Genomic DNA, 25829 nt, shown 5'->3' on the forward strand with positions numbered 1-25829 from the left:
TATGCCACGAGACGGCAGCCGCCTGATAGCCACACCCAGCACCCCTGGGCGACCCAACCCTACGAATGGCTCGATCAACCCGATCAAGAAGGTAGAGCCCGCCTGACCGCGGCCTGCGAACGTGTGGAGGCCGCTGTGCACCGCCTCGCCGCGCCGGCGCCCTCCCCGGTGCCCGTTCCGGCGGCCGGCCCGGCCGGGGCGTACGCGGGGGAGGGGGAGCCGCAGTCGCCGGGCGACCGCGCCCTGGCCCATCTGCACGCCCTGGAAGACGCCCTCCACCAGCTCGCCGCCCCGCTGCACAGCCCGCTGCGTTCGGTCTGAGGCGCCGCCCCCCGGCCGCTGGGCGACGCCACACGGACGTCTGGTCCAGACCAGCGGGGGAGCTGTTACCGTCGTGCCCGAATCCGAGCGGCGAAGGGCGCAGCGCGATGACCAACGGCACCACCCCCCGGCGGGCGTACATCGGATCGTTCACCTCGGACGGCGGCCGTGGCATCACCACCGCTGCCGTCGACCCGGCCACCGGGGCGCTCATGCCCCTCCACAACACGGACGACACCGTCGCGGACCCCTCCTTCCTTGCCCTGGCGCCGCAGGGCGGGGTCCTCTACTGCGTCAGCGAGACCGACCAGGGCGGCGCCGCGGCGTTCACCCTCGGCCCTGCGGCGGACCCGGCCCTCCTGGGCGACCGCGTGGCGGTGGAGGGGGCGGCACCCACCCATCTGACGGTGGCCGCGGGGCACCTGTACACCGCGAACTACGGCTCCGGCAGCGTCACCCGGCTGCCGCTCCGCGCGGACGGCGGCCTGGAGGCCCGCCCCCTCACCCACCAGCACCACGGGCAGGGCCCGGTCACCGACCGCCAGGAGGGCCCGCACGCGCACGCCGTCGTCCCCGATCCGACCGGACGGTGGCTCCTGTGCACCGACCTGGGCACCGACTCCGTGTGGAGCTACGACCTGCGTGACGGTGCGGCGGGACTGCACCCGCACCGGGAGGTCCGGCTCCGTGCCGGGACCGGGCCGCGCCATCTGGCCTTCGCCGCCGCGCCGGCGGCCGGCCCGGACGGCCACCAGGAGCCGGACGGCGTCGGGCGCGTGTACATCATCAACGAGTTGGACCCCACCCTCACGACCTGCCGCTGGCATCCCGCGACGGGAGAGCTGGAGCCGCTGGGCGAGACGGGCGTACTCCCGGCGGGCGCACGGACGGCCGGCACCTACCCCTCCGCACTGGTCCTCTCGGCCGACGGCCGTCGCGCCTGGGTGGCCAACCGGGGCGACGACAGCATCGCCGTGCTCGATCTGACCGCGCCGGAACTGCCGGAACTCCTCACCACGGTGCCCTGCGGCGGCCACTGGCCGCGCGACCTGGCGCTGGACCCGACAGGACGCAGGCTCTACGCGGCCAACGAACGGTCGGGCGACGTCACCTGGTTCGACGTCGATCCCGACACCGGGACGCCGCACCGCGCGGGCGCGCTTGCCGCACCCGCCGCCTCCTGCGTCGTCTTCGACTGACCGGGATCCCGCTCTCCGCCCGGAGGTGTCGCTGCCGCCCGGGGAAGCTCGTAGGGGGAGCGGAAGCCCGGGGCCGGACAGGCGGCGGGGCACGTACCGGAGAAACATCCGGACGTGCCCCGGCACCGCCTGTACGTGCGTGGCCTCAGCGCACCGGCATCCCCGCGCGTGCCGCCTCCGGCTGGGCGATCCCGGCCTTGGCGGCGTACGTGGAGGCCACCAGCTTGCCCAGCGCGGGGTAGGCGCCCAGCGGTTCCGCCGCGGGGCAGCCCGCCTCCTCGGCCGCGGCCTCCAGCAGGCCCTCGGCGATCTCCGGGCCGATCAGACACGGGGCGACCGCGAGCTGCTGCGAGCCCGCCTCACGCAGCTGTTCGGCGGTGCGGGCGATCGCGCCCTCGTTGTCCAGGGCCGCCGCCAGCACCGGGACCGCCAGCCGGGCGGCGAGCAGCATGCCGGTGATACCGGCCGCCTGCACCGCCTCCTCGCCGCCGACGGCGGCCAGGATGATGCCGTCGGCCGCCGTCGCGACGGTGAACAGCCGCGCCCGGTCGGCGCGTGCCAGCCCCGCCTCGGACAGCCGTACGTGCACTGCCTCGGCGAGCAGCGGGTGCGGGCCCAGCACATCGGTCAGCTCGGCGCCCGAGCCGCTGTTCAGCACCTCCTGGCGGATGCGCCGCAGATGTGCGGCGTCCGGCCCCGCGAGCAGCGGGACGACCACGGCGGGCAGTCCGTCGTCGGCCTCGTCCAGCGCCGGGGCGGCCACCCCGCCGCCGTGCTCCTCGGTCGCCGCCCCGTCCGCTGCGGCGGCGGCCGTCTCGCGCGCCTCGCGCGCGTATCGCAGGCGCGTCGCCCGGTCGGCCACCGCCTGGCCGAGCGCGGTACGGATGGTGGGGAACTCCTCGTCGTCACCCTCGGCGTAGCCGACGCGCGCGTCGAGACCGGGCAGCTCCGAGCGGGCGATGCTCAGCGTCTCTTCCGCCAGCGCGCGCGTGGCACCGGAAGGTGTGCCGGGGACGGCGAGTACCAGCGCCGGCGCGCCCTCGGGGGCGACGACGGGCTCCGGCCGCCGGTGCCGTCCGGGCCGGCGGGGACGTGGCATTCGTACGGGCAGGCCATTGTCCGGTCCTGTGGGGGAGCTCATGCGCCCGCATGCTAATGCCTTGATGAGCTTTGCTGTTCGGCCGGGTCGCAGGGATGGGTGTATGTCCCGATTCGCCCGACCCCAAGTGGGCTGATTATCTGTTTCTTTGGTTGTCCGGCGTTCATCCCCGGACGCGCATCCGGCCGCCGGACGTGACCGACAGGGGCCTTCCTGCCCTGCCGCGCGCCCGGGGGCGGAAACCCGGCAGGTCAGGTTCCTACGTCTCCGAGACGGACAGCAGCGCCGGGTCACGGGGCAGCGAGAGCCCGCCTGCGGCAAGCCGGCCCGCGATCAGCAGCGCACCGTCCAGCGGACTGCCGGCCGCCTCGGTCACCACGACACCGGGCCGCCGCTTCGCCAACTCCGCACGCAGCGGCCCGGTCAGCGGCTCCCCGAGGTTGAACAGCCCCCCGGTGAACGCGATCCGCACGTCCGCGTGCGGCGTGCCCTGTCCGGCGTCCCCGTCGGACCCGCTCCCCTCGGGGCACACGGCGACCGCGCTGGCCGCGATCTCCCGGGCCGCCGCACGGATGATCTGCGCGGCCACCGGATCCTGCCCGGCGCACCGGGCCACCCGGGGCGCGAACGAGGCGAGCACGGCGGGACGGTCGGTGCGCGGATACAGCTGGGCCGGGAGCCCGCTCAGCGGTGCCCCGAACATCTCCTCGGCGGCGGCCCGCAGCACCGGCGAACCACCGGAGCGTCCGTCGTGCGCGCGCAGCGCCGCCTCCAGTCCGGCCCGGCCGACCCAGGCACCGCTGCCGCAGTCGCCCAGCAGATGGCCCCAGCCGTCCGCGCGCCGCCACGTCATCAGGTCCGTACCCATGGCGATCATCCCGGTGCCGGCCGCGACGACGGCGCCGGGCCGTTCGCCGAGCGCCCCGGCGTAAGCGGTCACGGCGTCGGCCGCCAGTGCCAGCCGGCGCACACCGCATCCGGCGGCCAGTATCCCGGGCAGCTCGGCGCGCAGCCCGTCGCCGAGCGTGGCCATCCCGGCGGCGCCCACGCAGGCCGCCGCGATCCGCGCCCCGCCGCCGTGCCCGTCGTCTTCCTCGCCGTCCTGTCCACCGTGTGCGTCCGCCAGCAGCGTCCGTACGGCGGGCAGCAGCAGTTCGGCCATGTGCGCGGCGTCGATACCCGCGCTGCCGGTCCGCACCGGCTCCGGGCAGGTGACGGTGCCCGCCGGCACGGGCGGCGCCCCCGAGTCCGCATCCTGCCGCCCCAGTGCGACCCGCAGCCCCGACCCGCCCGAGTCGACGCCGAGCACCCACACCCGCGCGCGGGCCGGCTCCGCGCTCACGGCAGACGCCAGTCCACCGGCGCGGCCCCCTGCTGCTCCAGCAGTTGGTTGACGCGGCTGAAGGGGCGGGAGCCGAAGAACCCGCGGTCCGCCGACATGGGGGAGGGGTGCGGCGATTCGACGGAGGGCAGATTGCCCAGCAACGGACGCAGGTTGCGCGCGTCGCGGCCCCACAGCACCGACACCAGCGGGCGCCCCCTCGCCGCCAGTGCGCGGATCGCCTGCTCGGTGACCTCCTCCCAACCCTTGCCCCGGTGTGCGGCGGGCTTGCGCGGAGCAGTCGTCAGCGCCCTGTTGAGCAGCAGCACACCCTGCTTGGTCCAGGGCGTCAGATCGCCGTTCGAGGGCCGGGGCAGGCCGAGGTCGTTGTGCATCTCCCGGAAGATGTTCTCCAGGCTGCCCGGCAGCGGACGCACGTCGGGCGCCACCGAGAACGACAGGCCGACGGCGTGTCCCGGCGTGGGATACGGGTCCTGTCCGACGATGAGGACGCGCACCTCGTCGAAGGGCTGCTGGAACGCCCTCAGCACATTGGCGCCCGACGGGAGATAGGTTCTCCCCGCCGCGATCTCCGCACGGAGGAAGTCGCCCATCGCGGCGATCCGTCCGGCGACCGGCTCCAGCGCCTTCGCCCAGCCTGGTTCGACAATCTCGTTCAACGGTCGTGCAGCCACGAGCCGTCACTCTACTGGCTCAGCCGCGCCCGCCTCTCCTCCCGTCCACTTCCCCTTGCGCCCCGGGCTCTTCGCGTTCCCGCGGTCCGGGACCGGGTTTCCGCACAGCGGGCCCTCGCCCTCCGGGGCGCCTGGCGGGGACTCAGCCGATCACCGCCGCCCGTACGCACAGTACGTCGGGCAGATGCCGGGCCACTTGCTGCCAGCTGTCGCCCTCGTCCGCGCTGGCGTACACCTCGCCGTTGCGGTTGCCGAAGTAAACGCCCGCCGGATCGGCGTCGTCGGTGCACAGGGCGTCCCGCAGAACCGGACCGTAGTGCGCCGCCTCGGGCAACCCTGCGGTCAGCGCCTCCCAGCTGTCGCCCGCGTCCTGCGTCCGGTACACCCGGCAGCGGTGTTCGGCGGGAACCCGGTCGGCGTCCGCGTTGAGCGGGAAGACATAGGCCACGCCGCCCCGCCGGGGATGGGCCGCCACCGGGAAGCCGAAGTCCGAGGGAAGGACTTCCCCGATCGAGCGCCAGCCGGTGGCGCCGTCGTCGCTGCGGAAGACGCCCCAGTGGTTCTGGAGGTAGAGGCGGTCGGGGTCCGCGGCGTCCCGGGCGATCTTGTGGACGCACTGCCCGTACTCGGGGTAGCGCCGGCCCTCCGGCAGGAACACCGCGGAGACCCCGCGGTTGCACGGTTCCCAGCCGGCGCCGCCGTCCGCGGTCCGGTAGGCGCCGCCGGCGGAGACGGCCACCGTCACCCGCCGGGAGTCCCGCGGGTCGACCAGGACGGTGTGCAGCCCCAGCCCGCCTCCGCCGGGCACCCAGTCCCGGCGTGTGGGGTGGTCCCACAGGGGGCGGACGAGTGCGAAGGACTCACCGCCGTCCTCGGAGCGGAACAGGCCGCCGGGCTCCGTACCGGCGTACACCACTCCCGGCTCGTCGTCACCACCCGGTTGCAACTGCCACACCCGCTCCAGTGACACCCCGGTGTCCTCGGGATAGCGCACGGGTGGCCGCGGCGGTTCCGTCCAGGAGGCGCCCAGATCGTCCGAGTGCAGGACGGAGGGGCCCCAGTGCGCGCTGTCCCCGGCCGCCAGCAGCCTGGGCGTTCCCGGCCCGCGCCGGTCCAGACAGACGGAGAGCACCGCTTGCGCGCCCAGGTGCGGGCCGGTGAACTCCCAGCCGCCACCACCCCCGCCGCCGGGCCAGGAACAGCCCCTTCCTCGTACCCACCGCGAGCAGTACTTCGGCCATGACGGCACCGCCTTCGAGACGTCGTTGTCCAAGGTGCGCATCAGTCTGCCTCCGCCCACTGACAATCCCTTAGGGCCCGCGGCGGCGCGTGCGTGCCGATGTGCGGTCCCGACGCCCGTACGGCGGCACGGGTGAGCCGTTCGGGCTGCCCGCCCTCCGTCGATCGGGGCGCCGTCAAGGTGCCCGCGCGTGCCGTCCCTCCCCGGGGGCGCAGCCGTTGACTACGGTGCCGCGACGTGTCGGACAGACCCTCATCCCCCCACTGCCCGCCCGCCCCCTCCCGCGCCCGGGGTGACCTCCCGCCGTGCGACCGGCCGGACCCGCCGGAGCCGCTGCTCCCCTGCTGGCAGCTCCAGGGCCACGGCAGCGGCGCCGGCCCCCACTCCGAAGGCGTCAACGCCCGTGCGCCCTGGTTCGCCGTCACGCTGGACCTGCCCGACGGTGCCCGCGTCGATGTGCTCGCAGCCGTCGTGGACGGCCAGGTCCGGGTCGAGGAGATGCGCGCCGAGCCGCCGTTGACGGCGCAGGACGTGGCCGCGCTCGCGCCCTGGCTCGGCGACCCGCTGACCGACATCTGCCCCGAGGCAGTCCGCCCCCCGCTCACGGCGGCCACCGCGTGGGGCACCGGCTCGTGCGTCCTGCCCGAGGCGCCGCCACCGGCGCCGGTGCGGGGCCGCGGACGCCCTCCCGGGCCGCGTGGCCGGGCTGCCCGGCACGTCGTGGCCGAGGCGTACACGGCGGCACGCGAGGACGGGGAGGACGCCGTGCTGGCCGTCATGCGGGTGACCGGGCACAGCCGGCGCAGGGCCCTGCGCGCCATCGCACAGGCCCGCGACGCCGGTCTGCTGGCTCCACGGCACGCCCGCCGCTGAGCGGCCGTGCACGCCCTCAGCGCAGCTTCCGCATCCTGGCGATCTCGGCGCGCTGCTGGGCCATGACGTCCGTCGCCATCTCCTCGATGCGCACGTCGTTGCCCTTCTCCAGGACCTGGACGGCCATGGTGACGGCCCCCTTGTGGTGGGTGGTCATCAGGGTGAGGAAGAGCTGGTCGAACGCCTTGCCCTCGGCCTTGCGCAACTGGGCCAGCTGCGCCTCGGTGGCCATACCGGGCATCGTGCCGTGGCCGTCGTGCTGCCCGCCGGTACTGTGCCCGCTTCCGTGCCCGGTTCCCTGACCGCCGTGTGCGTGGGCTCCGTGCCCGCTCCCGTGTCCCTCGTGGCTCCGTGTGCTCCCGTTGCCGCCGTCCTGCCGCCGGTGCTGTGCGAGCCAGCCGCGCATCGCCTTGATCTCCGGTCCCTGTCCGGCGCCGATACGGGAGGCGAGTTTGCGTACGGCGCTGCCGGCGGCCCGGTCGGGGGCCAGCCTCGTCATCACCAGAGCCTGCTGGTGGTGCTCGATCATCATGGTGGCGTACTCGACGTCGGCGGCGTTCGGTTCGGTGTCCTTGCCGGCCTTCTCCCGGGCCTTGCGGGGGGAGAGGGTCCGTGCCGCCTCGCCCGGTTTTCCGGGTGCCACGACGGGCGGCCCGTCCTTGGCTTCCCCGGACCGTGCTGCGGATGTCCCGCCGGTGCATCCGGCCAGTGCCGGCAGGGCGGTGAGCGCGGCGGCGAGGGCGAGGGCGGCCACCGCCGCGGGAGAGCGGCGGGTACGGGCTCTGTGACGGTCTCTCACATGGTCCTCCGGGGCGGACGGGGACAAGTGCACGAGCGGCGAAGCCTGGTACGAGAGTGAGGGGTGGCCGGGCGCGCGTAAAGACGGCCCGAGTCGTCTCATCGCCCTCTGTTGATATGTACATGCACGGCGGCATACTGCCCCCGTCCGTCACCGCCCCACACACCAGGGCGGGCGGCGCCAAGGGAGGTAGCAGTGACCTCGAACCACAGACCCACCCGGCCCGCCGTGCGGCCGGGCGCCGTCGCGGCGGTGGTGCTCGGCCTGCTGGCCGCGCTGCTGACCGCTGTCCCCGCGGCGGCGATCCCCGACCCGGGGGACTCGCCCCGCGCACCGCGGGACGTCACCGAGCAGGACCGGGCGCAGACCAGGGAGGCGATCCGCAAGGGCGACATCCCCGGCCAGGACGAGATCGTGCACAGCGACAACATCACGCATCTCGCCAATCTGCCCAAGGGCGCGCTCAAGGGCACCAACTCGGACCTGGCCTTCCAGGGGAAGTACGCCTTCGCCGGCAACTACGACGGGTTCACCGTCTACGACATCAGCAGGCCGGCCGAGCCCAGGATCGTCAGCCAGGTGCTGTGCCCCGGGTCGCAGAACGACGTCTCCGTCTCCGGGAACCTGCTCTTCCTGTCCACGGACAGCTCGCGCAGTGACGACTCGTGCGCGAGCACCACCGCGCCGGCCACCGAGAAGGACTCCTGGGAGGGCATGAAGGTCTTCGACATCAGCGACATACGCCACCCCCGGTACGTCGCCGCGGTCGAGACCTCCTGCGGCTCCCACACCCACACCCTCGTGCCGGACAGGAAGAACGTCTACATCTACGTCTCCTCCTACGCGCCGGACGCCTCCTTCCCCGACTGCCGGCCCCCGCACGACGGCATCTCCATCGTCAAGGTGCCCCGCTCGCAGCCCGGGAAGGCCGCCGTCATCGACTTCCCGGTGCTCTTCCCCGACGGCGGTTTCCCCGGCGACCCGGACAAGCCCAGGGCCGTGGAGACCACCGGCTGCCACGACATCACCTCCTACCCGAGGCTGAAGCTGGCCGCGGGCGCCTGCATGGGCGACGGCATCCTGCTGGACATCAGGAACCCGGCCAAACCCCGCGTCATCGACCGCGTCGAGGACACCGAGAACTTCGCCTTCTGGCACTCGGCGACCTTCAGCCAGGACGGCGCGAAGGTGGTGTTCACCGACGAACTCGGCGGCGGCGGTGCCCCCACCTGCAACGCGGAGACCGGCGACCAGAAGGGCGCCGACGGCATCTACGACATCAAGGGCAAGGGCGACAAGCGCAAGCTGGTCTTCCGCTCCTACTTCAAGATCCCGCGCCACCAGGCCGAGACGGAGAACTGCGTGGCCCACAACGGGTCGCTCATCCCCGCGAAGGGCCGCGACATCATGGTCCAGGCGTGGTACCAGGGGGGTGTCTCGGTGTGGGACTTCACCGACTCCGACAAGCCCCGTGAGATCGCCTACTTCGAGCGCGGGCCGCTGTCCACCACCTCACTGGTGACGGGCGGCTCCTGGTCCGCGTACTACTACAACGGCCACATCTACTCGAACGACATGGCCAAGGGCTTCGACGTCCTGCGCCTCGACGACCGGCGTACCGACAGCGCCGCGAAGGTCCGCATGCGCGAGCTCAACGTCCAGACCCAGCCCGACTACCGCTGAGCCGGCGTGCCGTGCGCCCCGGGGAACTGCTTCCCGGCGCACGGTGTGCCGCCGCCCAGCCGCCGGACGAGCTCCACCGACGAGACACCCTCCGCGCGGCGTGCCGCCTCCTTCGGGGGCACGCCGCGCTCCCACTCCAGCCCGTACCGCGCGAACAGCTCACCGCGCAGCCGCTCCAGCGGCATCGGTGCGCCCGGCAGCAGCACCGCGACGACGGCGCCCATCAGGTTCGCCCGCAGCAGCGGGTAGTCGCGGTCCGGATCGGTGGAGCCGTAACGTGTCACGGCCGTGCGCAACAGCACTGCCAGGCGCTGCTGTTCGTCGCACTGGACGAAGCCCTCCTGCTGGAGGATGCCCGCCATATGGGCGCGCATCAGCACCGGATGGTCGCGGGCCAGTCCCAGGACCGCGTCGATGGCGCGGGCCAGCGTCTCGTGCCCGCTGCCGGGCCCTTCCGGTACGGGGGCGCGCTCCAGGGCCTCGGCCAGGGTGAGGTGCATCAGCCGGTGCACCGACGACTGGAACAGCTGTCGCTTGCCGGGGAAGTAGTACGAGATCAGCCCGCGTGCGGAGCCCGCCCGGTCGGCGATGGCCCCGAGCGTCGTGGCCTCGTAACCGCGCTCCGCGACGAGTTCGACGGTTGCCTGGAGCAGCCGCTCGCGCGAGCGTCGGCGCAACTCCTCATTGACCGATGCGCTCCGAGGGGACATCCTGTAACTCCTGCGTTGGCTGGCTGGCAGCCAATATACTCAGCACGACTTCGGGCGTCCGCGCCGCCCCGCGGACGGACACCCGGTTCAGCGGCCGATATCGGGGCGACGCGGGGGATCGCCCCGATATCGGCGCCCACCGCGATCGGTTCCACCTCGTCCTGCTTCTCCGACGCGCTCGAACGTGCGTATGCGGGTACGTTGGTGCGCGCACAGAGCCGACAACGCACACGCGGAGGGCGGGGAGCGATGACCGACGGCCCGGAGCCGGACCTCGAAGAGATCGACAACACGGTGCCGCACTCGGCCCGCATCTGGAACTACTGGCTCGGCGGCAAGGACTTCTACGACGTGGACCGGGAAGTCGGCGACGGAATCGCCCGCAGCAACCCCGGCATCGTCACCACCGCGCGGGCCCAGCGTGCCTTCCTGTGCCGCGCGGTGCGGTACCTGGCCGGCGAGGCGGGCATCCGGCAGTTCCTGGACGTGGGCACCGGGCTGCCCACCGTGGACAACACCCACGAGGTCGCCCAGCGGGTGGCACCCGACGCCCGCATCGTCTACGTGGACCACGACCCCCTCGTGCTCACCCACGCCCGGGCCCTGCTCACCAGCACGCCCGAGGGCGTCACCCACTACATCGACGCCGACCTGCGCGACCCGGACGCCATCCTGCGCGGCGCGGCCGGCACCCTCGACTTCGACCGTCCGGTGGCCCTCATGCTGCTCGGCGTCGTCGCCCACATCACCGACGACAGCGCCTACGACGTCGTCGCCCGGCTGATGGCGGCCCTGCCCCCAGGCAGCCACCTGGTCTTCAGCGACTCGGCCGAGGTCGTCAACCCGGAAGCCGTCCGGGCCATGGTGCGGCAGTGGAACAGCACCAGCGACAACCCGCGCGTCAACCGCACCCGCGAGCAGATCCTGCGCTTCTTCGACGGCATGGAACTGCTGGAACCAGGGCTGGTCTCGGTCACCCGCTGGCGTCCCGAAGCGCTGCCCTTCGGTGAGCCGGCGGAGGTCGACAACGTGGGAGGCGTCGCCCGCAAGAACTGAGGCGCCGCCGCCCTCCGCAAGGGCGCCCCGCCCCCCGGCTACCGGAACCGGACCGGCGGGGCGGGCAGTTGCCCGGCGGTCCTCAGCGCCGCCCACACCGCCGCCGAGGCCAAGCCCAGCGCCGCCCCCAGCAGCACCCCCACCACCGTGTCCGTCAGCCAGTGCACGCCCAGCCACACCCGGGTGAACGCCACGCCCGGGACGGACACGCACGCCACCACCACCGCGCACCGCCGTCCGCCGTCGCCACCGGGCCCGCCACGCTCCCGCCACAGCCACAGCAGCACCACACACACCAGCGCGGCTGTCATGGCGTGGCCCGAGGGCATCGCCGCGTACTCCGCCGAGTCGACCGGCTGCCGCCACCGTGGCCGCTCCCGGTCCAGCGCCGCCTTCAGCCCCTGCTGCACCGCCGAACCGGCCAGCACCGTACCGGCAAGCCACCAGCCCGCCGCCCGCTCGCGGAGCCACAGCAGCCGCAGCACGACGGCGGCCACCAGCAGCCGGAAGGTCCACGGGTCCCAGACCCAGTCGCTGAGGATCCGGTGGGCACGGGTGAGCCCGGGGTGCTCCAGGGCCATCGTGTGCAGTCCGGTCGCCACGTTCCGGTCGAGCGCGGCCAGGGGCTGCCAGCGCAGGCCCACCAGAAGGATCAGTACGGCGGCGGCAGCCCCCAGCACGGCGGCCATCACCGACCGCAGCGTTCGAGTGGGCACTTCTCGACGGAACGGACCTCGCATACGCCGATCATCGCCCGTCCCACCCGTGCAGGCACAAGTCCCGCGCGGACGAGCGCTGTCGGGCCGCGGAAGGCCGTCGGCGCCCCGGGCGGCGACGGCCGGGCGGGACGGCCCCCGACAGCGCGCCGCGCGGGTTTCGCCGGGAGCGATAACCCATCACCTGCGTGCGGACGCCTCCCTACGCTGCCCCCATGGACTCACCGCTCACGGGTACGGCCGCAGGCGTGCCGTTCACCGCGCTGCCACCGGCAGGCGAGGGCCCCGCGCCGCTGATCGTCACCTGGCACATGCTGGACGCACCGAGGTCGGACGCCGCGTTCGCCGCCGCGCTGCCGATGCACGGTCTGCCGGCGTGGCGGGTCCACCTCGGCATGCCGATGTGCGGGGCACGCATGGTGGACGGCAGCATGGACGCCGGTGCGGCGCTGATGCGCGAAGACCCGTTGATGGCCTACCTGTACCCGTTCGTCCGGCAGGCGACCGAGGAGTTCCCGGCCGCGCTGGCGTCACTGCGCGCACAACTGCCTCTCGACGACGGCCCGATCGGTGTGCTCGGCGGCTCGCTGGGCGGCGCCGTCGCGCTGCGGGTCCTCGCGGAGAGCGACATTCCGGTCTTCGCCGGCGCCGTGGTGAACGCAGCCGTCCGGATGCGGTCCGTCGTCGAACTGTTCCCGGGCGACTACCCCTACGACGCGGAGTCCGAGAAGGCCGTCGACAGCCTGGACTTCGTCGCACGGGCCGACCGTATCGCCGCCCGTGCGCCGCTGCTGGTCGTCAGCGGCGAGCTGGACCACCCCGGGCTGCGTGCCGACGCGCTGGACCTCGTCGGCGCGCTGGGGGAGCGGTCCGCACTGCTGTCGGTCCCGGGGCTGGCCCACCCGCTCGCCGAGGAGCCCGGTATCGAACCCGCCCCGCAACTCCCGACGGCCCGCGAGGTGGACGCCGGGCTCGTTTCATGGTTCGCGCGCCATCTCCCGGCAGCGGGCGCGGTGGCCGGCGGCAACTCCTAGCGCAGCGCCGTGAGCCCGGGGGCGAACGCGATCAGCACGGGCACCACCGGCACCAGCGAGGCGACGGCCGTCATCCGCAGCCGGCGGCTCACCGGCAGCCGGGGGGCCGGTGACAGCAGCCGGTGCACCCGCTGCGGCACCATCGCGAGCGAGGCCGGGCAGGGGCCGAAGACGCCCCGGTCCTCGTTCAGTTCGACCAGCGCCAGGGCGATCGTCAGCCGCCCGTACCGCCGGGACGCCGCGTCGTCGGCGGCCAGCTCCACCAGCCGGTGCACCTGGTCCCGGAACGAGGCGAACACCGGCACCCGGGAGAAGCCGGTGGCCAGCGCGGAGGAGCAGTGCAGCAGCCAGTCGTGGCGGGCCCGCGCGTGCCCCTGCTCGTGTTCCAGCACCGCGTCCAGCTGTCGTCCCTTGAGCCGCCGCAGCGCGCCCGTGGTGATGACCAGTTGCGGTGTGGCGCCCGGCAGCCACCAGGCGTCCGGCCTGTCCTCCTCCAGCACGACCAGGCGGTCGCTGGAGGTCGTCTCCTCGCCCGGCAGGCGGGGCGCGCGTTCCCGCAGTTCGGCGCGGCGCTTGCGGCGCCTGGCCCGCGCGTCGCGGATCTCCCTCAGCAGCATGGCGCCGGTCCACGCGCCGCCGCAGGCCAGCAGGAGGCACAGCACCCCCGCCCAGGGGGCGTACCCGCCGGAGGTGTACATCTCGGCGACGCCGTCGGGCGCCCCGGCGAAGACGTGGGCGCGGACCACGGCGAAGGCGGTCGCGCCGGACAGCGCCATCGCCAGCAGGCAGCACAGCAGCACCGCCCCGACCACGCACTGCCACACCCACAGGGCGAGCACGGGCTCCCGGTCGGGCCACGAACAGCGGGCGAGTACCCGGGGTGCGAGGCCCGCGGCGAGCAGGGCGAGCACCATCAGCGCGAGCGGGACCGTCATGCCGCTCAGCCTATGAGGCCGTTACGAGACAGTGATACGCCCAGTGGGACAGAAGTGACGCGCATCACGGCGCGGAGGGGTTTGCTCGCACTCACGGCAGTCACTCGGGCCCCAATCGCCACAGCCGATGGTGTGCGCCCGCTGTGCGCCCGGCGGTTCGGTGTCACATCCCCAGCAGCTCGGTTTCACACGCCCAGCAGCATGGCGAACATGCCCGCCGCCATGGCCAGCCGGCACCCCGCCACCACGCCGGACTGCCGGGCCAGGAGAGCGGTCACCGGTGCCCCCAGGGCGCCCGGTCCGCCATGACCGGGGCCGGCCGTGACGCCTCCCGCCGTCCCGGCCCCGGCCGCCGCGGACGGCATCAGCCGGGTGCCGGCCCACAGCACGTAGCCCGCGAAGTAGCCGAGCAGGGCGGCCGTCACCCACGGCACCCCGCCGTGCTGCCCGTGGTGCGCCCCGGCCGCGCCCGCGCCGCCCGCCGCCATCGCCAGTGCCATGTACACCATCGCCGCCGCGCCGATCACATGGTGAGCGTGTCCGTGCCGGGCGCCCGGCGCACCGCGGTCGCGGACGGCCGCGGCCGACTCCCGCACCAGCAGCCCGCCGAAGAAGACGACGGAACACCAGGCCGGCACCACGGCCGGAACCGGCTCCCCGTCCCACAGGGCGGGAACCGCCATCGCCGCCATCCCGAAGCCCATCGTGGCCTCGGCGCCCGCGTCCGCACGCTGCCTTGGAGATCCGCCGCGTGCCCGCAGTACGCACCACACACCCGTCACCGCGCAGAGCGCGGCCACCAGCCATCCGACCGTGGCAGAGCCGTGCATCGTCCACCCCCTCGCTCCCGGGGAGACTGCCCGTACCGGCCCGTCACACGGGGAGCGCACGGACGCACCGGGGGAGCACCGTGAGGGGCTGCCCACCCCCGTCGGGCAGCCCCTCGTCGGCGGTCTAGCGGGGCGGCCTCGGAGAGGCGTGCCCCATCAGTTCGGTCGCCTCGTCGAACGGCATACCGAGGTCCTGGTGGAGGATGCGGGTCTCGTTGGTGTGGTCGGTCAGCAGGGACATCCCGGTGCGCCCGCCCGGTCCGCCCCCGTCCTCCGGCACGGTCCCGTCCGTGGAACACGCGTGGATGCTGATGTGGCGATTGAGCAGCCGCCAGGCGTAGGCGTTGGTGTGCGGGCTGCGCAACGCCTCCTGCCACTGCTGCGCCAGCTCCGTCAGCGCCAGGTGCACGGCGATGTCGGCCGTACGGGGATCGGACAGCCGGCTGTTCGCGTACTGGAGATACCGGCCGCGGTAGAGCGCGCAGAACGCGGCGAACTCGACGGGCAGGTCGCTTTCCCGGTCCGGGCTGTCGTGCCGCAGCCCGGATTCCGCTGTGGCGGAGTCCGCACAGCGGTGTTCCTGACCTTCCGCGGAGCAGTGTTCTTCGCGCGGCAAGGGCATCCGAACGCTCAACGTTCTCTTCCCCTCCCATCCCCTCCGTCGCGGCCCCTCTGGCCGGAAGCTACAGGCAGCGACGGGGCTCACGCCATGCGTGTCGCGCACGTGCATTTTCATCGGCAATTGCACGCGGCGGACGCCACGGGCGATCTTCGGTAGCTGATCGAACTGGTGGGCGTAAAGAATGACGGAAATTCTTCGTGTGTGTTTCGAAAACCTTGGAGTGCGGCCATTTTCGATCGTTGTGAGTTCGCATCTGTTCGCTCGTTCGGCGCCCGTCGCCAGAGCCGCCGATGAGGGCCCCGAAAGGGTCCTCCTTGCAGATTTCACCCGAGGGGGTGGCGAACCGGGGCCTCGTCCGAACAGCTTTCGACGGCCCCGCCGTCGGGCGCGACGATGCCATCCGGATCGCCGAGCCGCACGCGGTCGTGTTGAATTGGACTCCGCCGCCGGAGGGTTGGAGGTCGCTGCCGGCAAGGCCGGGGCCCCGCCACTCACCGGAGCCGTGGCTGGGAACTGTCCGATGTTTCGTTGTTTTTGGTGTGTGGGGGGTTTTGGTGTCGGTACCGGGTGTGGGCTCCGAGGCCGCGGGCGACGGCGTGCTGGTGGTGGCGGGCGTCGGCGGCGGTCTCATGGACGTGGGCGTCGTCGTGGCCGGCCTGGGCGGGGTGTCCTGGAGCGGGATCCTCGCCGGAGCCTTCGACGGCGGCGCAGCCGCACCGCACGCCGGAGGTGTCGGGGTCGTCGAACTGGTCGGCCCCGTCGACCCGCAGGTCGTGCTGGGCCGCGTCCGGCTCACCGCCGGGGTGTCCGGACGGCTCCTGGTCCTGCTCGTGGGAGAGCTGCGCAAGGACCCCCGCAAGGGCGGACTGCACATCGGGCTGGGAGCGCCCGGACAGGGCTCGGCGGCCGTCCGCTACAGCGGGCTGCCGTGGGAGTGGCTGACAGGAGAGCTGGCCGTCCGCCCGCACGGCAGCACCACCGTGCTGCTGGACGTCGCCGCCGAGGCCGGAGCGTGGGAGGCGGTCCGTACGGGCGGGCTGCCGGAGGTGCCGGGAGTCGGCGTCTTCGGACGGGTGGTGCGGCAGGGGCGCGAGTCCAGATGGCGGCGGCTGCGGGGCGGTGCCGCCGCCGAACCCGTGGCACCCGCCTATCTCCTGGAGTGCGTGCGGCTGTGGCGGGCCGGGGGCCGGATATCGTTCGCCGAACTGCACGAGAGGGCCGCCACCGCCAGCGTCGGCGAGAATCCCGAGGCGGTCTTCGTGACACCGACGGCTCCGGTGACTTTGACGACGGCGCCCGGACCCGGCGTCCCCGGCGGGCAGCCGTCCCTGCGCGAGGCCACCGCCCTGCCCCCCGGTCCCGGCCCCCTCCCGCACCCGGGCTGGGAACAGCACTCCCGCGCCGACCAGCCTCCCTGGACGCCCCACAACGGGCACCCCGCCATGGGCGGTCCCGCCGCCGTGCCGGAGCCCGTGAACGGCGCGGTGCCCCCGCCGCAGGCGGCCACCCCTCCCCAGCCCAACACCGCCTATACCGACGGGGCGCAGAGCGCCGGTGCCGCGGAGGCGGACGCCGCACACGCCGCCGAGCCGGCCGCGCCCCCGCCGGCGGACCGGGAGCCGGCCGGCCGAAGCGGCCAGGACCCGCACGAGGCGATCATGGCCGCCGCCCGGGCAGGCCGTCACGACGAGGCAGAGGCCATCGCCCTCTCCTGGGAGAACGTCGCGGAACAGACGGAGGGTCCCGGTTCGGAGGGCGTGCTGCACTGGGTGGAGGTCCGTGCGGACCTGGCCCGGCTGGCCGGTGACGCGGCCCGCAGCTGCGAGCTGTGGATGTGGGTCGCCCGCGGCCGGCTGGAGCGTGGCGAGGCCGAGAACGCACCGGAGGTGGAGGGCGCGGTCGACCGTGCCCACCACCAGTGGCAGCGCCTCGACGACGAGGAGACGGCCCGCGATCTGGCGCCCGAACTCGTCGTGCTGCGCCGCCGCGTACCGGGCCGCCAGCCCGGGGCGCTCCGCATCCTGGAGGAACGCGCGGAGCGCCTGCTGGGCGGCGTCGAGCAGTAGCCCGACGGCATCCGGCCTCCACCCCGGCCGCCCACCGCTCCGGCGGCCCGGCCGGACCGCGGACGGTCCGCACGGACGCGCCCACGGGCTGGCGTCCCCGCTCCTGCGCCCCTGAGGGAGCGCCCGGGGCAACGTCCTGCCCGGCGGAGGCGGGGAGGGCTTCAGCCGTACGCAGGGGGGTCGGTGCCGGGGAAGTCGTCGATGCCGGGTGGGCGGTGACTCCGGTAGCGGTGTTCGTCCTCCTCCCACAAGGCGGTGAAGAAGGGCCGCAGGACCTCGGGTTGCTCGTCACAGGGGCAGACGAGGGCGTGCGGGAAGCGGCAGCGGACGCCCCCGGGCAGCCGCCGGGTGCCGAGGTTGACGGCTTTGCCGTCACCGGCGAGGGTCCAGCGGTGCCCCAAGGGGATGAGGTGCCAGGGGACGGCCGTGCCGGGTTCGAGGAGCACCCACCGGTCGTAGCCGGTCTCGTACCGGTCCTGGAGCGTTTCGCAGTGCCGGCAGCGCGGTTCGGCGGGCGGGGGCGGCGCGGCGGCGTACTCGTCCAGGGCCTGCCGGTTGGCGCAGCGGATCTCGGCGCCGGCCCAGCAGCGTGCGCACTGCGGCCCGAAGGGGATGTCGTGGTCGACGGTGGTGGGATCGGGACGTCGGCATGCGCGGCAGCGGAGGGGGTCGCCCATGGGGGCAGGGTGCGGCGCCGGTGTCGGTGCTGGCAGGGCGCGTGCCGGTCGCACCGGGAGCGTACGGCGGGCGCGGTGAGGCGGGTTGCGTACCGGTGAGGCGGAGCGGTGTTCCTGGTCCCGTTGATGCCGTCCCGCCGTGGGCCGGGGCTTCTTGGGCCGGCCGCACCGGCGTCACCGCCGGTTCACCCGGCGACGGGACGGGCCCCGGGAGATGGCGTCTTCCCCTCACGCGCGGCGGGGCCGGGGCATACGCTGGCGGCGTCAGGCACCGGACCGGTCGGGGCGTTGCGTGGGGGGTAGGGCAGTGGGGCTTGCGGAGTCCGTCGAGTCGATGGAGCAGCTCGCCGTGGTGTGGCGGCAGATGGTGCTGGACCGGGATGCCGGGGCGGATGTCCGGGACCTTCCCGGGATCGCCGTACGGTGGGCCGATTGCCGGTTCCCGTTCTGGAACTGCGTGACATTGACCGATGTGGGCGCGGGCGCGCAGCTCGTCGGGGAACGGCTGCGGCAGGCCGCCGGGATCATGCGGGACAAGGAACGACCCGGTTTCCTGTGGGTGTTCGAGGGGCTCCTCGACGAGAGCGGACGCGCGGCCCTGGGGCCCGCGGCGGAACGAGCGGGGCTGCGGTACGCCTTCCCCGGCACGGGCATGGCCGGGGACCTGCTGCCGCTCCCGGAGCCGACACATCCCGAACTGACGTTCGTGCGTGCGACGAGCGATGAACTGCTGCGCGCCTACGCGGACATCAACGCGCGCGCCTACGGCTTCGACCTGGAAGACGGCCGGGACGGGCTCCTCGGTTCGCGGTTGTGGAAGGAGCGGGTGCACGCCTACCTGGGCCTGCGCGACGGCACACCGGTGACGTGCGCCGCGACCGTGGAGGCCCAGGGCCGCCTCTTCGTCCTCCTCGTCGCCACGGAACCGGGCGCGGAGCGCCGGGGCTACGGCGAGGCGGTGACCCGCAAAGCGCTCCACGAGGGCGGTCGCGCCACCGGCCTGGCCCGGGCCACCTTGCACGCGACCGCCGCCGGAGCACCGGTGTACCCGCGCATCGGTTTCGTGCCGAACTCGCCGATGGGCTTTTTCACCCTGCGGAACTGACCCGTACCGGCCCGGCCGTACGGTACGGATATGCGGTGGCCCTCCGCCCGCCCGGTTGGCAGGCTGTACCGATGAACTCCCGGCTCACCGACCCGCCGGGCCACTCCTGGCTCGGCGCCCCGATCGACGCTCGCCCCCTCTTCGCCCCCGAGCAGACCGCGCTGACGGCGACGCTGCGCGCTCTGGCACCAGCCGACTGGCGCAGGGAGGCGGTGCCCGGCTGGACCGTGCGCGATGTGGCCGCGCACCTGCTCGGCGACTTCTACGGGCGCCTCGCCCGCGACCGCGACGGCCACGACGAGGGCCCCGCCTTCGCCCCGGGCGAGACGCTGGAGGCGTTCATCCACCGCAGCAACCAGGAGTGGGTGGCGGCCTGCCGCCGCATCAGTCCGGCCGCACTCGTCGACACCCTGGAGCTGATCGGCCCCCAGGTGGCCCGCTTCTTCGAGACGGCCGACCCCGCCGCCCCCCTCGCTCGGCGTGTCCTGGGCCGGCGCCGATCCGGCGCCGATGTGGCTGGACAGTGCTCGCGACCTGACCGAGTTCTGGACCCACCGTCAGCAGATCCGGCACGCCACCGGCCAGGGCACCGACCCCGATCCGCGGCTGCTGTCCGTGGTGCTGGACACCTTCATGCGGGCTCTGCCCCACACCCTGCGGGACATCGACGCACCTGCCGGTACGCAGGTGCGGGTACGGATCGACGGCCCGGCCGGCGGCGCGTGGACCGTCACCGCGGCCGGGGGCCGCTGGTCCCTGGCCGAGGCGGACGCCGGCCGCCCGGCCGCGACCGTCCGTCTCGACGCGGAGACCGCCTGGCGTCTGTGCACCCGGGGCATCCAGCCGGACACCGCACGGGCTCGTGCCCGTACCGACGGTGAGCGGTCGCTGGCCGACGCCGTCTGCCGGATCGTGTCCGTCATCCACTGAGCGGCCCGCGAAGGGCCCCGGGACGGTGGGTGAGGGGCTTCGCCGCCGCACCCGGTGCCGGCCCCCACACGGTTGCGGGGGCCGGCCGGCGGCAGGGTGCGGCTCTCAGAGCGTGCCCGGCCCGCCCCCCGGTGCCGCCGCCGGGGCGGGCGTGCCGGCGCCCGCGGAGGGGCCGGCGTCGGGCTGCGGCTCGAAGTGGCGGCGGGCTCTCGCATGGGCGGCCACCGGGGCGCCCAGCGCGTCCAGGCCGAGCAGGGCGGCGCCCAGGACCGGGCGGGCCCGTACCACCCGGGGGACGGCGCGGGGTGCCCGTTCGGCGAGGAGGTCCACGATGCGGTCGTTCAGCAGCGGGTGCCCGGCGGCGAGGATGCCGCCGCCCAGCAGGACGGGCACCTGCGCGTCGAGCAGGTCGAGGCGGCGCAGCGCCACCACGGCCATGGTGACGACCTCTTCCGCCATGCGCGCCACGAGCGAGGCGGCGACGGGGTCGTCCTGGGCGGCCACGGTGAACAGCACCGGGGTCAGCTCCAGCCGCCGCGCGTAGGGGATCCGGCCCAGATGCATCGCCTCGATCAGGGCGTACATCGTCTCCAGCCCGAAGTGCGCGGGCAGCGCGGTGCGCAGCAGCGTCGGCTCGCCCCGGCCGTCCTCGGCGCGTGCCGCGTGCCAGAGCGCCTCGTCGGCCAGCCCGCCTCCGCCGCCCCAGTCGCCGGACAGCCGCCCGAGGGCGGGAAAGCGGGCGGTCCGGCCGTCGGGCAGCATGCCGACGCAGTTGATGCCCGCGCCGCACACGACCGCGACGCCGCTCGGGGCTGCATCGCCTTCCTGCGCGGCGATTCCGGCGCGCAGCACGGCGAAGGTGTCGTTGTGCACGGTGACCTGGCCGCCCCAGCCGCGTTCGGTCAGGGCGGCGGCCAGTTGTTCCTCCTCGACGGGCAGGTCCGCGTTGGCCAGACAGGCCATCACCTGCCGTACCGGGGCGGCCGGGGCCTGGCCGCCGGCCGCGGCGCGGGCCCGGCCGACGGCTTCGGCCAGGACGTCGACGGCTGCCGGGACACCGGCGGCCGACGGGCGGAAGCCGCCGCCGCGTGCGGTGGCCAGCACCTCGCCGTCGGCGGTCAGCAGTGCCACGTCCGTCTTGCTGTTGCCCGCGTCGATGGCCAGGACGGCCGGGGCGTGCCCGGCGGCGGACGGGTGCGCCGCCGCGCCGCCGGACGGCTGTTCGCTCAGGCCCACGCCAGGTGCTCCTTGTTGTGCGCGAGGAGCTGGTCGGTCAGCTGCTCGGCGTACTCGATCTGGCCGACGAGGGGGTGGGCGAGCAGCGCCTTGAAGACGCGGTCGCGCCCGCCGTGCAGCGCGGCCTGCAGGGCAAGGTCCTCGTAGGCGGTGACGTGGGCGATCAGTCCGGTGAACTGGGGGTCGAGCGCGGGCACCGCCAGCGGGTGGGCACCGTTGCGGTCGATGCGGGCCTGGGTCTCGATCACCGCGTCGTCGGGGAGGAAGGGCAGGGTGCCGTCGTTGAAGGTGTTGACGGCCTGGTGGGCGCTTCCGCCCTCGCGCAGCAGGGAGGCGGCCAGGTCTACGGCGGCCTCGGAGTAGTAGGCGCCGCCGCGGCGGGCGAGCAGCTCGGGCTTGGTGTCCAGTGCCGGGTCGGCGTACATCTCCAGCAGCTGCTTCTCCAGTGCGGCGACCTCGGCGGCCCGTGTGGGCTTCTCCCGCTGGTCGCGTACCACCGCGTCGTGCGTGTAGTAGTAGCGCAGGTAGTACGAGGGGACGACGCCGAGCCGGTCGACCAGGGTGCGCGGCAGCCGCAGGTCCTCGGCCACGGCGTCGCCGTGCTCGCTCAGCAGCCGGGGCAGCACGTCGGTGCCCTCGGGGCCGCCCAGGCGTACGCCCGTCTCCCAGGTGAGGTGGTTGAGCCCGACGTGGTCGAGGTGTACCTCGGCGGGGGTGACGTCCAGCAGCTTGGCGAACTTGCGCTGGAAGCCGATGGCGACGTTGCACAGGCCGACGGCTTTGTGCCCGGCGGTCAGCAGGGCGCGGGTGACGATGCCGACCGGGTTGGTGAAGTCGATGATCCAGGCGTCCGGGTTGCTGCGCCGGACCCGTTCGGCGATGTCGAGGACGACCGGGACGGTGCGCAGCGCCTTGGCCAGGCCGCCGGCGCCGGTGGTCTCCTGGCCGACGCAGCCGCACTCCAGCGGCCAGGTCTCGTCCTGGTTGCGGGCCGCCTGGCCGCCCACGCGCAGCTGGAGCAGCACGGCGTCCGCGCCGTCCACGCCGGCGTCCAGGTCGGAGGTGGTGGTGACGGCGCCGGGGTGGCCCTGGCGGGCGAAGATCCGCCGGGCCAGGCCGCCGACGAGTTCCAGCCGGTCCGTGGCCGGGTCGACGAGGACGAGTTCGTCGATGGGCAGCACGTCCCGCAGGCGTGCGAAGCCGTCGATGAGTTCGGGGGTGTAGGTCGAGCCTCCGCCGACCACTGCGAGCTTCATGTGTCGTTCAGCCCTTTACTCCGGTGAGGGTGACGCCTTCGACGAAGGCTTTCTGTGCGAAGAAGAAGACGATGATGACCGGTGCCATGATCAACAATGTGGCCGCCATCGTCAGGTTCCAGTCCACGCTGTGCGCGGACTTGAACGATTCGAGGCCGTAACTGAGCGTCCACGCGCCGGGGTTCTGCGCCGCGTAGATCTGCGGGCCGAAGTAGTCGTTCCAGCAGTAGAAGAACTGGAAGAGGGCGACGGCGGCGATGCCCGGCTTGGCCATCGGCACGATGATCCGCAGCAGAGTGCGCAGTTCACCGCAGCCGTCCACCCGGGCCGACTCCATGTACTCCTTGGGGATCGTCAGCAGGAACTGGCGCAGCAGGAAGATGGAGTAGGCGTCACCGAACGCCATCGGGATGATCAGCGGCCACAGCGAGCCCGACAGATGGAACTGCTGCGCCCACACCAGGTACATCGGCATGACGATCACCTGCGGCGGCAGCATCATCGTGGAGATGACCAGCAGCATCGCCGTCCGCCGCCCCCGGAAGCGGAACTTGGCCAGCGCGTAGGCCACCGGGATGGACGAGCACACCGTGAACAGCGTGCCCAGCAGCGCGTACATCAGCGAGTTGCGCCACCACTCCAGGAACCCGGGGGTGTGGAAGACCTTCGCGTAGTTCTCCCAGTGCCAGGAGGCGGGCCACAACTCGCCGCTCATGGCCTGGCTGTCGCTCATCACCGAGGTGAGGAAGACGAAGACGAACGGCAGGACGAACGCCAGGGCCAGGGCGAGGGCCACCGAGTGCACGGCGATCCAGTGCAGGACCCGGGTGCGCCGGGCTCTGCGGCCGGCCGCGGGGGAGTTGTGGGAGGCTCTGCGGGCGGCGCCGCCCACCGGCCGGGCGCCGGGCGACGGCAGGGTCGCCGTCGAGGTCGTCGGGGTCGTCATCGGTCAGTCCTCCGCCGACAGCAGGCCGCTCTTGCGGCGCATGAGCAGGATGGTGACGGCCATCGCTATCGCGAACAGCACGAGGGAGAGCACGCACGCCGCACCGGTGTTGAAGTTCTGGAAGCCCAGCTGGTAGACGAGCTGCGGCACGGTGATCGTCGAGTGGTCGGGGTAGCCGGGCTGGATGACCGTGCCCGGGCCGATGGTGACGCCGGAGGCGAGCTTGCCGGCCACCAGTGCCTGTGTGTAGTACTGCATCGTCTGCACCACGCCGGTCACCACCGCGAACATCACGATCGGCGTGATGTTCGGCCAGGTGACGTAGCGGAACCTGGCCCAGGGCCCGGCGCCGTCCAGTTCGGCCGCCTCGTACTGCTCCTTGGGCACGTCCAGCAGGGCGGCCATGAAGATGACCATCAGGTCCCCGATGCCCCACAGCGACAGCATCACCAGTGACGGCTTGGACCAGGCGGGGTCGTTGAACCAGTTCGGACCGTCGATACCGATCGCGGCCAGCACCTCGTTGACCGGGCCGGTCGCCGGGTTGAGCAGGAAGACGAACGCCACGGTGGCCGCCACCGGCGGTGCCAGATAGGGGACGTAGAAGGCGGTGCGGAAGAAGCCGACGCCGCTTTTCAGCTTGGTCACCAGCAGCCCGATGCCGATGCCGAAGACCACCCGCAGCGCCACCATCACCACGACGAGCCACAGTGTGTTCCACAGCGCCGGCCCGAAGAGCGGCATCTGCGTGAACACGTACGACCAGTTCCGCAGCCCCACGAACTCGGGCTCCTTGATCTGGTTGTAGTGCATGAAGGAGAAGTAGACGGTCGCGATCAGCGGGTAGCCGAAGAAGACCGAGAACCCCACGAGCCAGGGCGACAGGAAGCCGAGGGTGCGCAGCCTGTCCCGCGTCTTCTTGCGGCGCAGCAGCGCGTCCCCGCCGCGCGGGGTCCGGTCGCCGGTGCGGGCACCGGCGCCTGAGAGGGAGAGTGCCATGGCCGGGGCTCCTAGTTCTGGGCCTGGAGGGTGTCGGCGTCGATCTGCCGGTCGAGTTCGCGCAGCCCCGCCGTCAGATCACCGGACTTCCCCGACTCCACCGAGTAGGCGAAGTCCTGGAACGCCGTCACGTACATGCCGCCGGTCGTCGAAGGGGGCAGCGCCTGGCTGTGCGGGTTCTTCGCGATCCGCAGGAACGTGCGGAACTCGGGGTCCGCGTCCAGCTTCGGCGAGGCGAGGGCCGGCTTGGTGGAGGGCACGTTGTGGATCGCGTTGGCGAACGACACCACCTGGCCGGTGTCCGTGGTGAGGAACTTCAGCAGCTCCCAGGCCGCGTTCTGGTGCTTGCTGCTGTGCGCGATCCCGGCGACCGTCCCGGTCAGATAGCCGCGCCCGTAGGTGTCGGCCTGGTCGTCGGGGACCGGCAGCGGTGCCACGCCCCAGTCGAAGTCCGGCTTGTTCTCCTTGAGCATCAGACCGCGCCACTCGCCGTCGAGGTGCATCGCCAGCTTCCCGGTCATGAAACCGCTCTGCTTGGACATCTCGTCGCCGAAGCTCTGCCGCAGCCGCTCCAGGGCCGCGTAGCCGCCCTGCGCGTCGGACAGCTTCTTCATCGTGCGGAAGAACTGCCGGGTGCGGGGTTCCTCGGCCAGCCGGGCCTTGCCGTGCGCGTCGAAGTAGCGGGGGCCCCACTGGGCGAACATCCGGTCCGGACTGTTCTGGTACAGCCGGAAGTTCGGCATGAAACCGGCCCGCTCGACGCGGTTGCCGTCGCGCTCGGTGAGCTTGGCCGCCGCCTCGACGAACTCCGACATCGTGCGCGGCGGACGCCTGATGCCGGCCTCGGCGAAGGCGTCCTTGTTGTAGTAGAGCCCGAAGGCGTCGGCCAGCAGCGGCAGGGCGCACTGGGTGCCCTTGTACTGCGTGTAGTCCAGCAGGGTGCTCGGGAACAGCTTCCGCTTGTCGATGCCGCTCTTCTTCAGGAACGGGTCGAGGTCGGCCCACATCCCCGAGTCGCAGTACTGGCCCACGTTGTTGGTCGTGAACGACGACACCACGTCGGGCGCCTTGTCGCCGCCCGCCCGCAGGGCCTGGTTGACCGTCGCGTCGTTGACGTTCCCGGTCGTGTCCACGTGGATGTTGGGGTGCTGCTCCTCGAAGCGTTTGATGCTCTCGTCGATGGCCTTCACCTCGCCGGGCTCCGACCAGCCGTGCCAGAACCGCAGGGTGACGGGGGCTTCGGGATCGTCGTCGGCGCTGCCGACGCTCGGGTTGGCGCAGCCGGTCAGCAGCAGTCCGACGGCGAGCAGCACGGCCGACCAGGCGCGCAGTCGCGGAGGCGGCATGGTGACTCCTTCACGGGGGGCAGGGAGAACGGAAGAAGGGGGAGCAAAGGGGCAGGGGAGGGGCGGGGCGAAGCCCCGCCGGGCGGGCCGGTGACGGCCGGCCGGGGCCTTCCGGGCGATCAACCCGGTTGCCCC

General features: G+C 73.3%; 23 protein-coding genes and 2 pseudogenes. 9 read left to right on the plus strand and 16 right to left on the minus strand.

What is annotated here, in order from left to right:
- The first annotated feature begins 135 nt into the window (after nt 1-135).
- Entirely contained in the window at nt 136-321 is a 186-nt protein-coding gene (locus IO40_RS0130905; RefSeq protein ID WP_234336606.1) for a hypothetical protein, read from the plus strand.
- 107 nt (nt 322-428) lie between these two features.
- On the plus strand, nt 429-1520 hold the full coding sequence (locus tag IO40_RS0130910; protein WP_030405666.1) for a lactonase family protein: 1092 nt from the start codon (nt 429-431) through the stop codon (nt 1518-1520).
- 145 nt (nt 1521-1665) lie between these two features.
- Here the strand turns inward: IO40_RS0130910 and IO40_RS0130915 are convergent, their stop codons facing one another.
- From IO40_RS0130915 to IO40_RS34345, 4 genes and pseudogenes are all read right to left on the minus strand, one after another.
- Nucleotides 1666-2661, minus strand: a complete 996-nt coding sequence (locus tag IO40_RS0130915) for a sirohydrochlorin chelatase (RefSeq protein WP_106963764.1) — start codon at nt 2659-2661, stop codon at nt 1666-1668.
- A 217-nt stretch (nt 2662-2878) separates the two neighbouring features.
- A complete protein-coding gene (locus IO40_RS0130920) occupies nt 2879-3961 on the minus strand; it encodes an N-acetylglucosamine kinase (RefSeq protein ID WP_016471437.1) in 1083 nt (360 codons plus the stop codon).
- Complete coding sequence (locus tag IO40_RS0130925) at nt 3958-4635, minus strand: uracil-DNA glycosylase (RefSeq protein ID WP_016471438.1); 678 nt, start codon at nt 4633-4635, stop codon at nt 3958-3960. Before IO40_RS0130925 ends, IO40_RS0130920 begins: the two co-directional genes overlap by 4 nt.
- Nucleotides 4636-4777: 142 nt before the next feature.
- Nucleotides 4778-5876 (minus strand): annotated as a pseudogene (locus tag IO40_RS34345) (WD40/YVTN/BNR-like repeat-containing protein).
- 236 nt (nt 5877-6112) lie between these two features.
- Here IO40_RS34345 and IO40_RS0130935 point away from each other — a divergent pair.
- Nucleotides 6113-6748, plus strand: a complete 636-nt coding sequence (locus IO40_RS0130935; protein WP_016471440.1) for a DUF6214 family protein — start codon at nt 6113-6115, stop codon at nt 6746-6748.
- Between the two features lie 16 nt (nt 6749-6764).
- Here IO40_RS0130935 and IO40_RS0130940 read toward each other — a convergent pair whose 3' ends face one another.
- A complete protein-coding gene (locus IO40_RS0130940; RefSeq protein ID WP_016471441.1) occupies nt 6765-7547 on the minus strand; it encodes a DUF305 domain-containing protein in 783 nt (260 codons plus the stop codon).
- A 195-nt stretch (nt 7548-7742) separates the two neighbouring features.
- Here IO40_RS0130940 and IO40_RS0130945 point away from each other — a divergent pair, with 195 nt between their 5' ends.
- Nucleotides 7743-9230, plus strand: a complete 1488-nt coding sequence (locus IO40_RS0130945; protein ID WP_374117458.1) for an LVIVD repeat-containing protein — start codon at nt 7743-7745, stop codon at nt 9228-9230.
- Here IO40_RS0130945 and IO40_RS0130950 read toward each other — a convergent pair.
- Entirely contained in the window at nt 9221-9940 is a 720-nt protein-coding gene (locus IO40_RS0130950; protein ID WP_030405673.1) for a TetR/AcrR family transcriptional regulator, read from the minus strand. The two genes, IO40_RS0130945 and IO40_RS0130950, sit on opposite strands and share 10 nt — an antisense overlap.
- Before the next feature lie 249 nt (nt 9941-10189).
- Between IO40_RS0130950 and IO40_RS0130955 the strand changes: the two genes are divergently transcribed.
- Nucleotides 10190-10996 (plus strand): SAM-dependent methyltransferase, encoded by an 807-nt coding sequence (locus tag IO40_RS0130955; RefSeq protein ID WP_016471444.1) that lies wholly within the window; start codon nt 10190-10192, stop codon nt 10994-10996.
- A 38-nt stretch (nt 10997-11034) separates the two neighbouring features.
- Here the strand turns inward: IO40_RS0130955 and IO40_RS0130960 are convergent, their stop codons facing one another.
- A complete protein-coding gene (locus IO40_RS0130960) occupies nt 11035-11685 on the minus strand; it encodes a phosphatase PAP2 family protein (protein WP_016471445.1) in 651 nt (216 codons plus the stop codon).
- A 242-nt stretch (nt 11686-11927) separates the two neighbouring features.
- Here IO40_RS0130960 and IO40_RS0130965 point away from each other — a divergent pair, with 242 nt between their 5' ends.
- Nucleotides 11928-12746 (plus strand): alpha/beta hydrolase family protein, encoded by an 819-nt coding sequence (locus IO40_RS0130965; protein ID WP_016471446.1) that lies wholly within the window; start codon nt 11928-11930, stop codon nt 12744-12746.
- On the opposite strand, the gene IO40_RS0130970 is transcribed toward IO40_RS0130965, so the two are convergent.
- From IO40_RS0130970 to IO40_RS34350, 3 genes are all read right to left on the minus strand, one after another.
- The gene (locus IO40_RS0130970) at nt 12743-13681 is read right to left on the minus strand and encodes a M56 family metallopeptidase (RefSeq protein ID WP_016471447.1); all 939 of its coding nucleotides are present in this window, start codon (nt 13679-13681) and stop codon (nt 12743-12745) included. The two genes, IO40_RS0130965 and IO40_RS0130970, sit on opposite strands and share 4 nt — an antisense overlap.
- Before the next feature lie 185 nt (nt 13682-13866).
- On the minus strand, nt 13867-14511 hold the full coding sequence (locus tag IO40_RS0130975) for a DUF5134 domain-containing protein (protein WP_016471448.1): 645 nt from the start codon (nt 14509-14511) through the stop codon (nt 13867-13869).
- Between the two features lie 124 nt (nt 14512-14635).
- A complete protein-coding gene (locus IO40_RS34350) occupies nt 14636-15133 on the minus strand; it encodes a hypothetical protein (RefSeq protein ID WP_016471449.1) in 498 nt (165 codons plus the stop codon).
- 554 nt (nt 15134-15687) lie between these two features.
- On the opposite strand from IO40_RS34350, the gene IO40_RS0130985 reads away from it, so the two are divergent.
- Nucleotides 15688-17199 carry a hypothetical protein gene (locus IO40_RS0130985; protein WP_031176567.1) on the plus strand — a complete coding sequence of 504 codons (1512 nt, stop codon included), beginning with the start codon at nt 15688-15690 and terminating at the stop codon, nt 17197-17199.
- A 161-nt stretch (nt 17200-17360) separates the two neighbouring features.
- Here IO40_RS0130985 and IO40_RS0130990 read toward each other — a convergent pair whose 3' ends face one another.
- A complete protein-coding gene (locus IO40_RS0130990; protein WP_051719327.1) occupies nt 17361-17876 on the minus strand; it encodes a DUF6083 domain-containing protein in 516 nt (171 codons plus the stop codon).
- Nucleotides 17877-18210: 334 nt separating this feature from the next.
- Here IO40_RS0130990 and IO40_RS0130995 point away from each other — a divergent pair, with 334 nt between their 5' ends.
- Both IO40_RS0130995 and IO40_RS34355 read left to right on the plus strand, forming a co-directional pair.
- Entirely contained in the window at nt 18211-18981 is a 771-nt protein-coding gene (locus IO40_RS0130995; protein WP_030405678.1) for a GNAT family N-acetyltransferase, read from the plus strand.
- Nucleotides 18982-19052: 71 nt separating this feature from the next.
- Nucleotides 19053-19911, plus strand: a pseudogene (locus tag IO40_RS34355) (maleylpyruvate isomerase family mycothiol-dependent enzyme).
- 105 nt (nt 19912-20016) lie between these two features.
- Here the strand turns inward: IO40_RS34355 and IO40_RS0131005 are convergent.
- The 5 genes from IO40_RS0131005 to IO40_RS0131025 are packed head-to-tail and all read right to left on the minus strand — an operon-like array spanning nt 20017 to nt 25694.
- Complete coding sequence (locus IO40_RS0131005) at nt 20017-21147, minus strand: N-acetylglucosamine kinase (protein WP_031176569.1); 1131 nt, start codon at nt 21145-21147, stop codon at nt 20017-20019.
- Entirely contained in the window at nt 21138-22403 is a 1266-nt protein-coding gene (locus IO40_RS0131010; protein WP_031176570.1) for a 6-phospho-beta-glucosidase, read from the minus strand. The genes IO40_RS0131005 and IO40_RS0131010 overlap by 10 nt, the downstream gene beginning before the upstream one ends.
- Nucleotides 22404-22410: 7 nt before the next feature.
- Nucleotides 22411-23349 carry a carbohydrate ABC transporter permease gene (locus tag IO40_RS0131015; protein ID WP_031176571.1) on the minus strand — a complete coding sequence of 313 codons (939 nt, stop codon included), beginning with the start codon at nt 23347-23349 and terminating at the stop codon, nt 22411-22413.
- A 3-nt stretch (nt 23350-23352) separates the two neighbouring features.
- On the minus strand, nt 23353-24348 hold the full coding sequence (locus tag IO40_RS0131020) for a carbohydrate ABC transporter permease (RefSeq protein ID WP_031176572.1): 996 nt from the start codon (nt 24346-24348) through the stop codon (nt 23353-23355).
- 11 nt (nt 24349-24359) lie between these two features.
- A complete protein-coding gene (locus tag IO40_RS0131025; RefSeq protein ID WP_016471458.1) occupies nt 24360-25694 on the minus strand; it encodes an ABC transporter substrate-binding protein in 1335 nt (444 codons plus the stop codon).
- Between the last annotated feature and the right edge of the window lie 135 nt (nt 25695-25829).

Source organism: Streptomyces albus subsp. albus, assembly GCF_000725885.1.
Lineage (GTDB): Bacteria > Actinomycetota > Actinomycetes > Streptomycetales > Streptomycetaceae > Streptomyces > Streptomyces albus.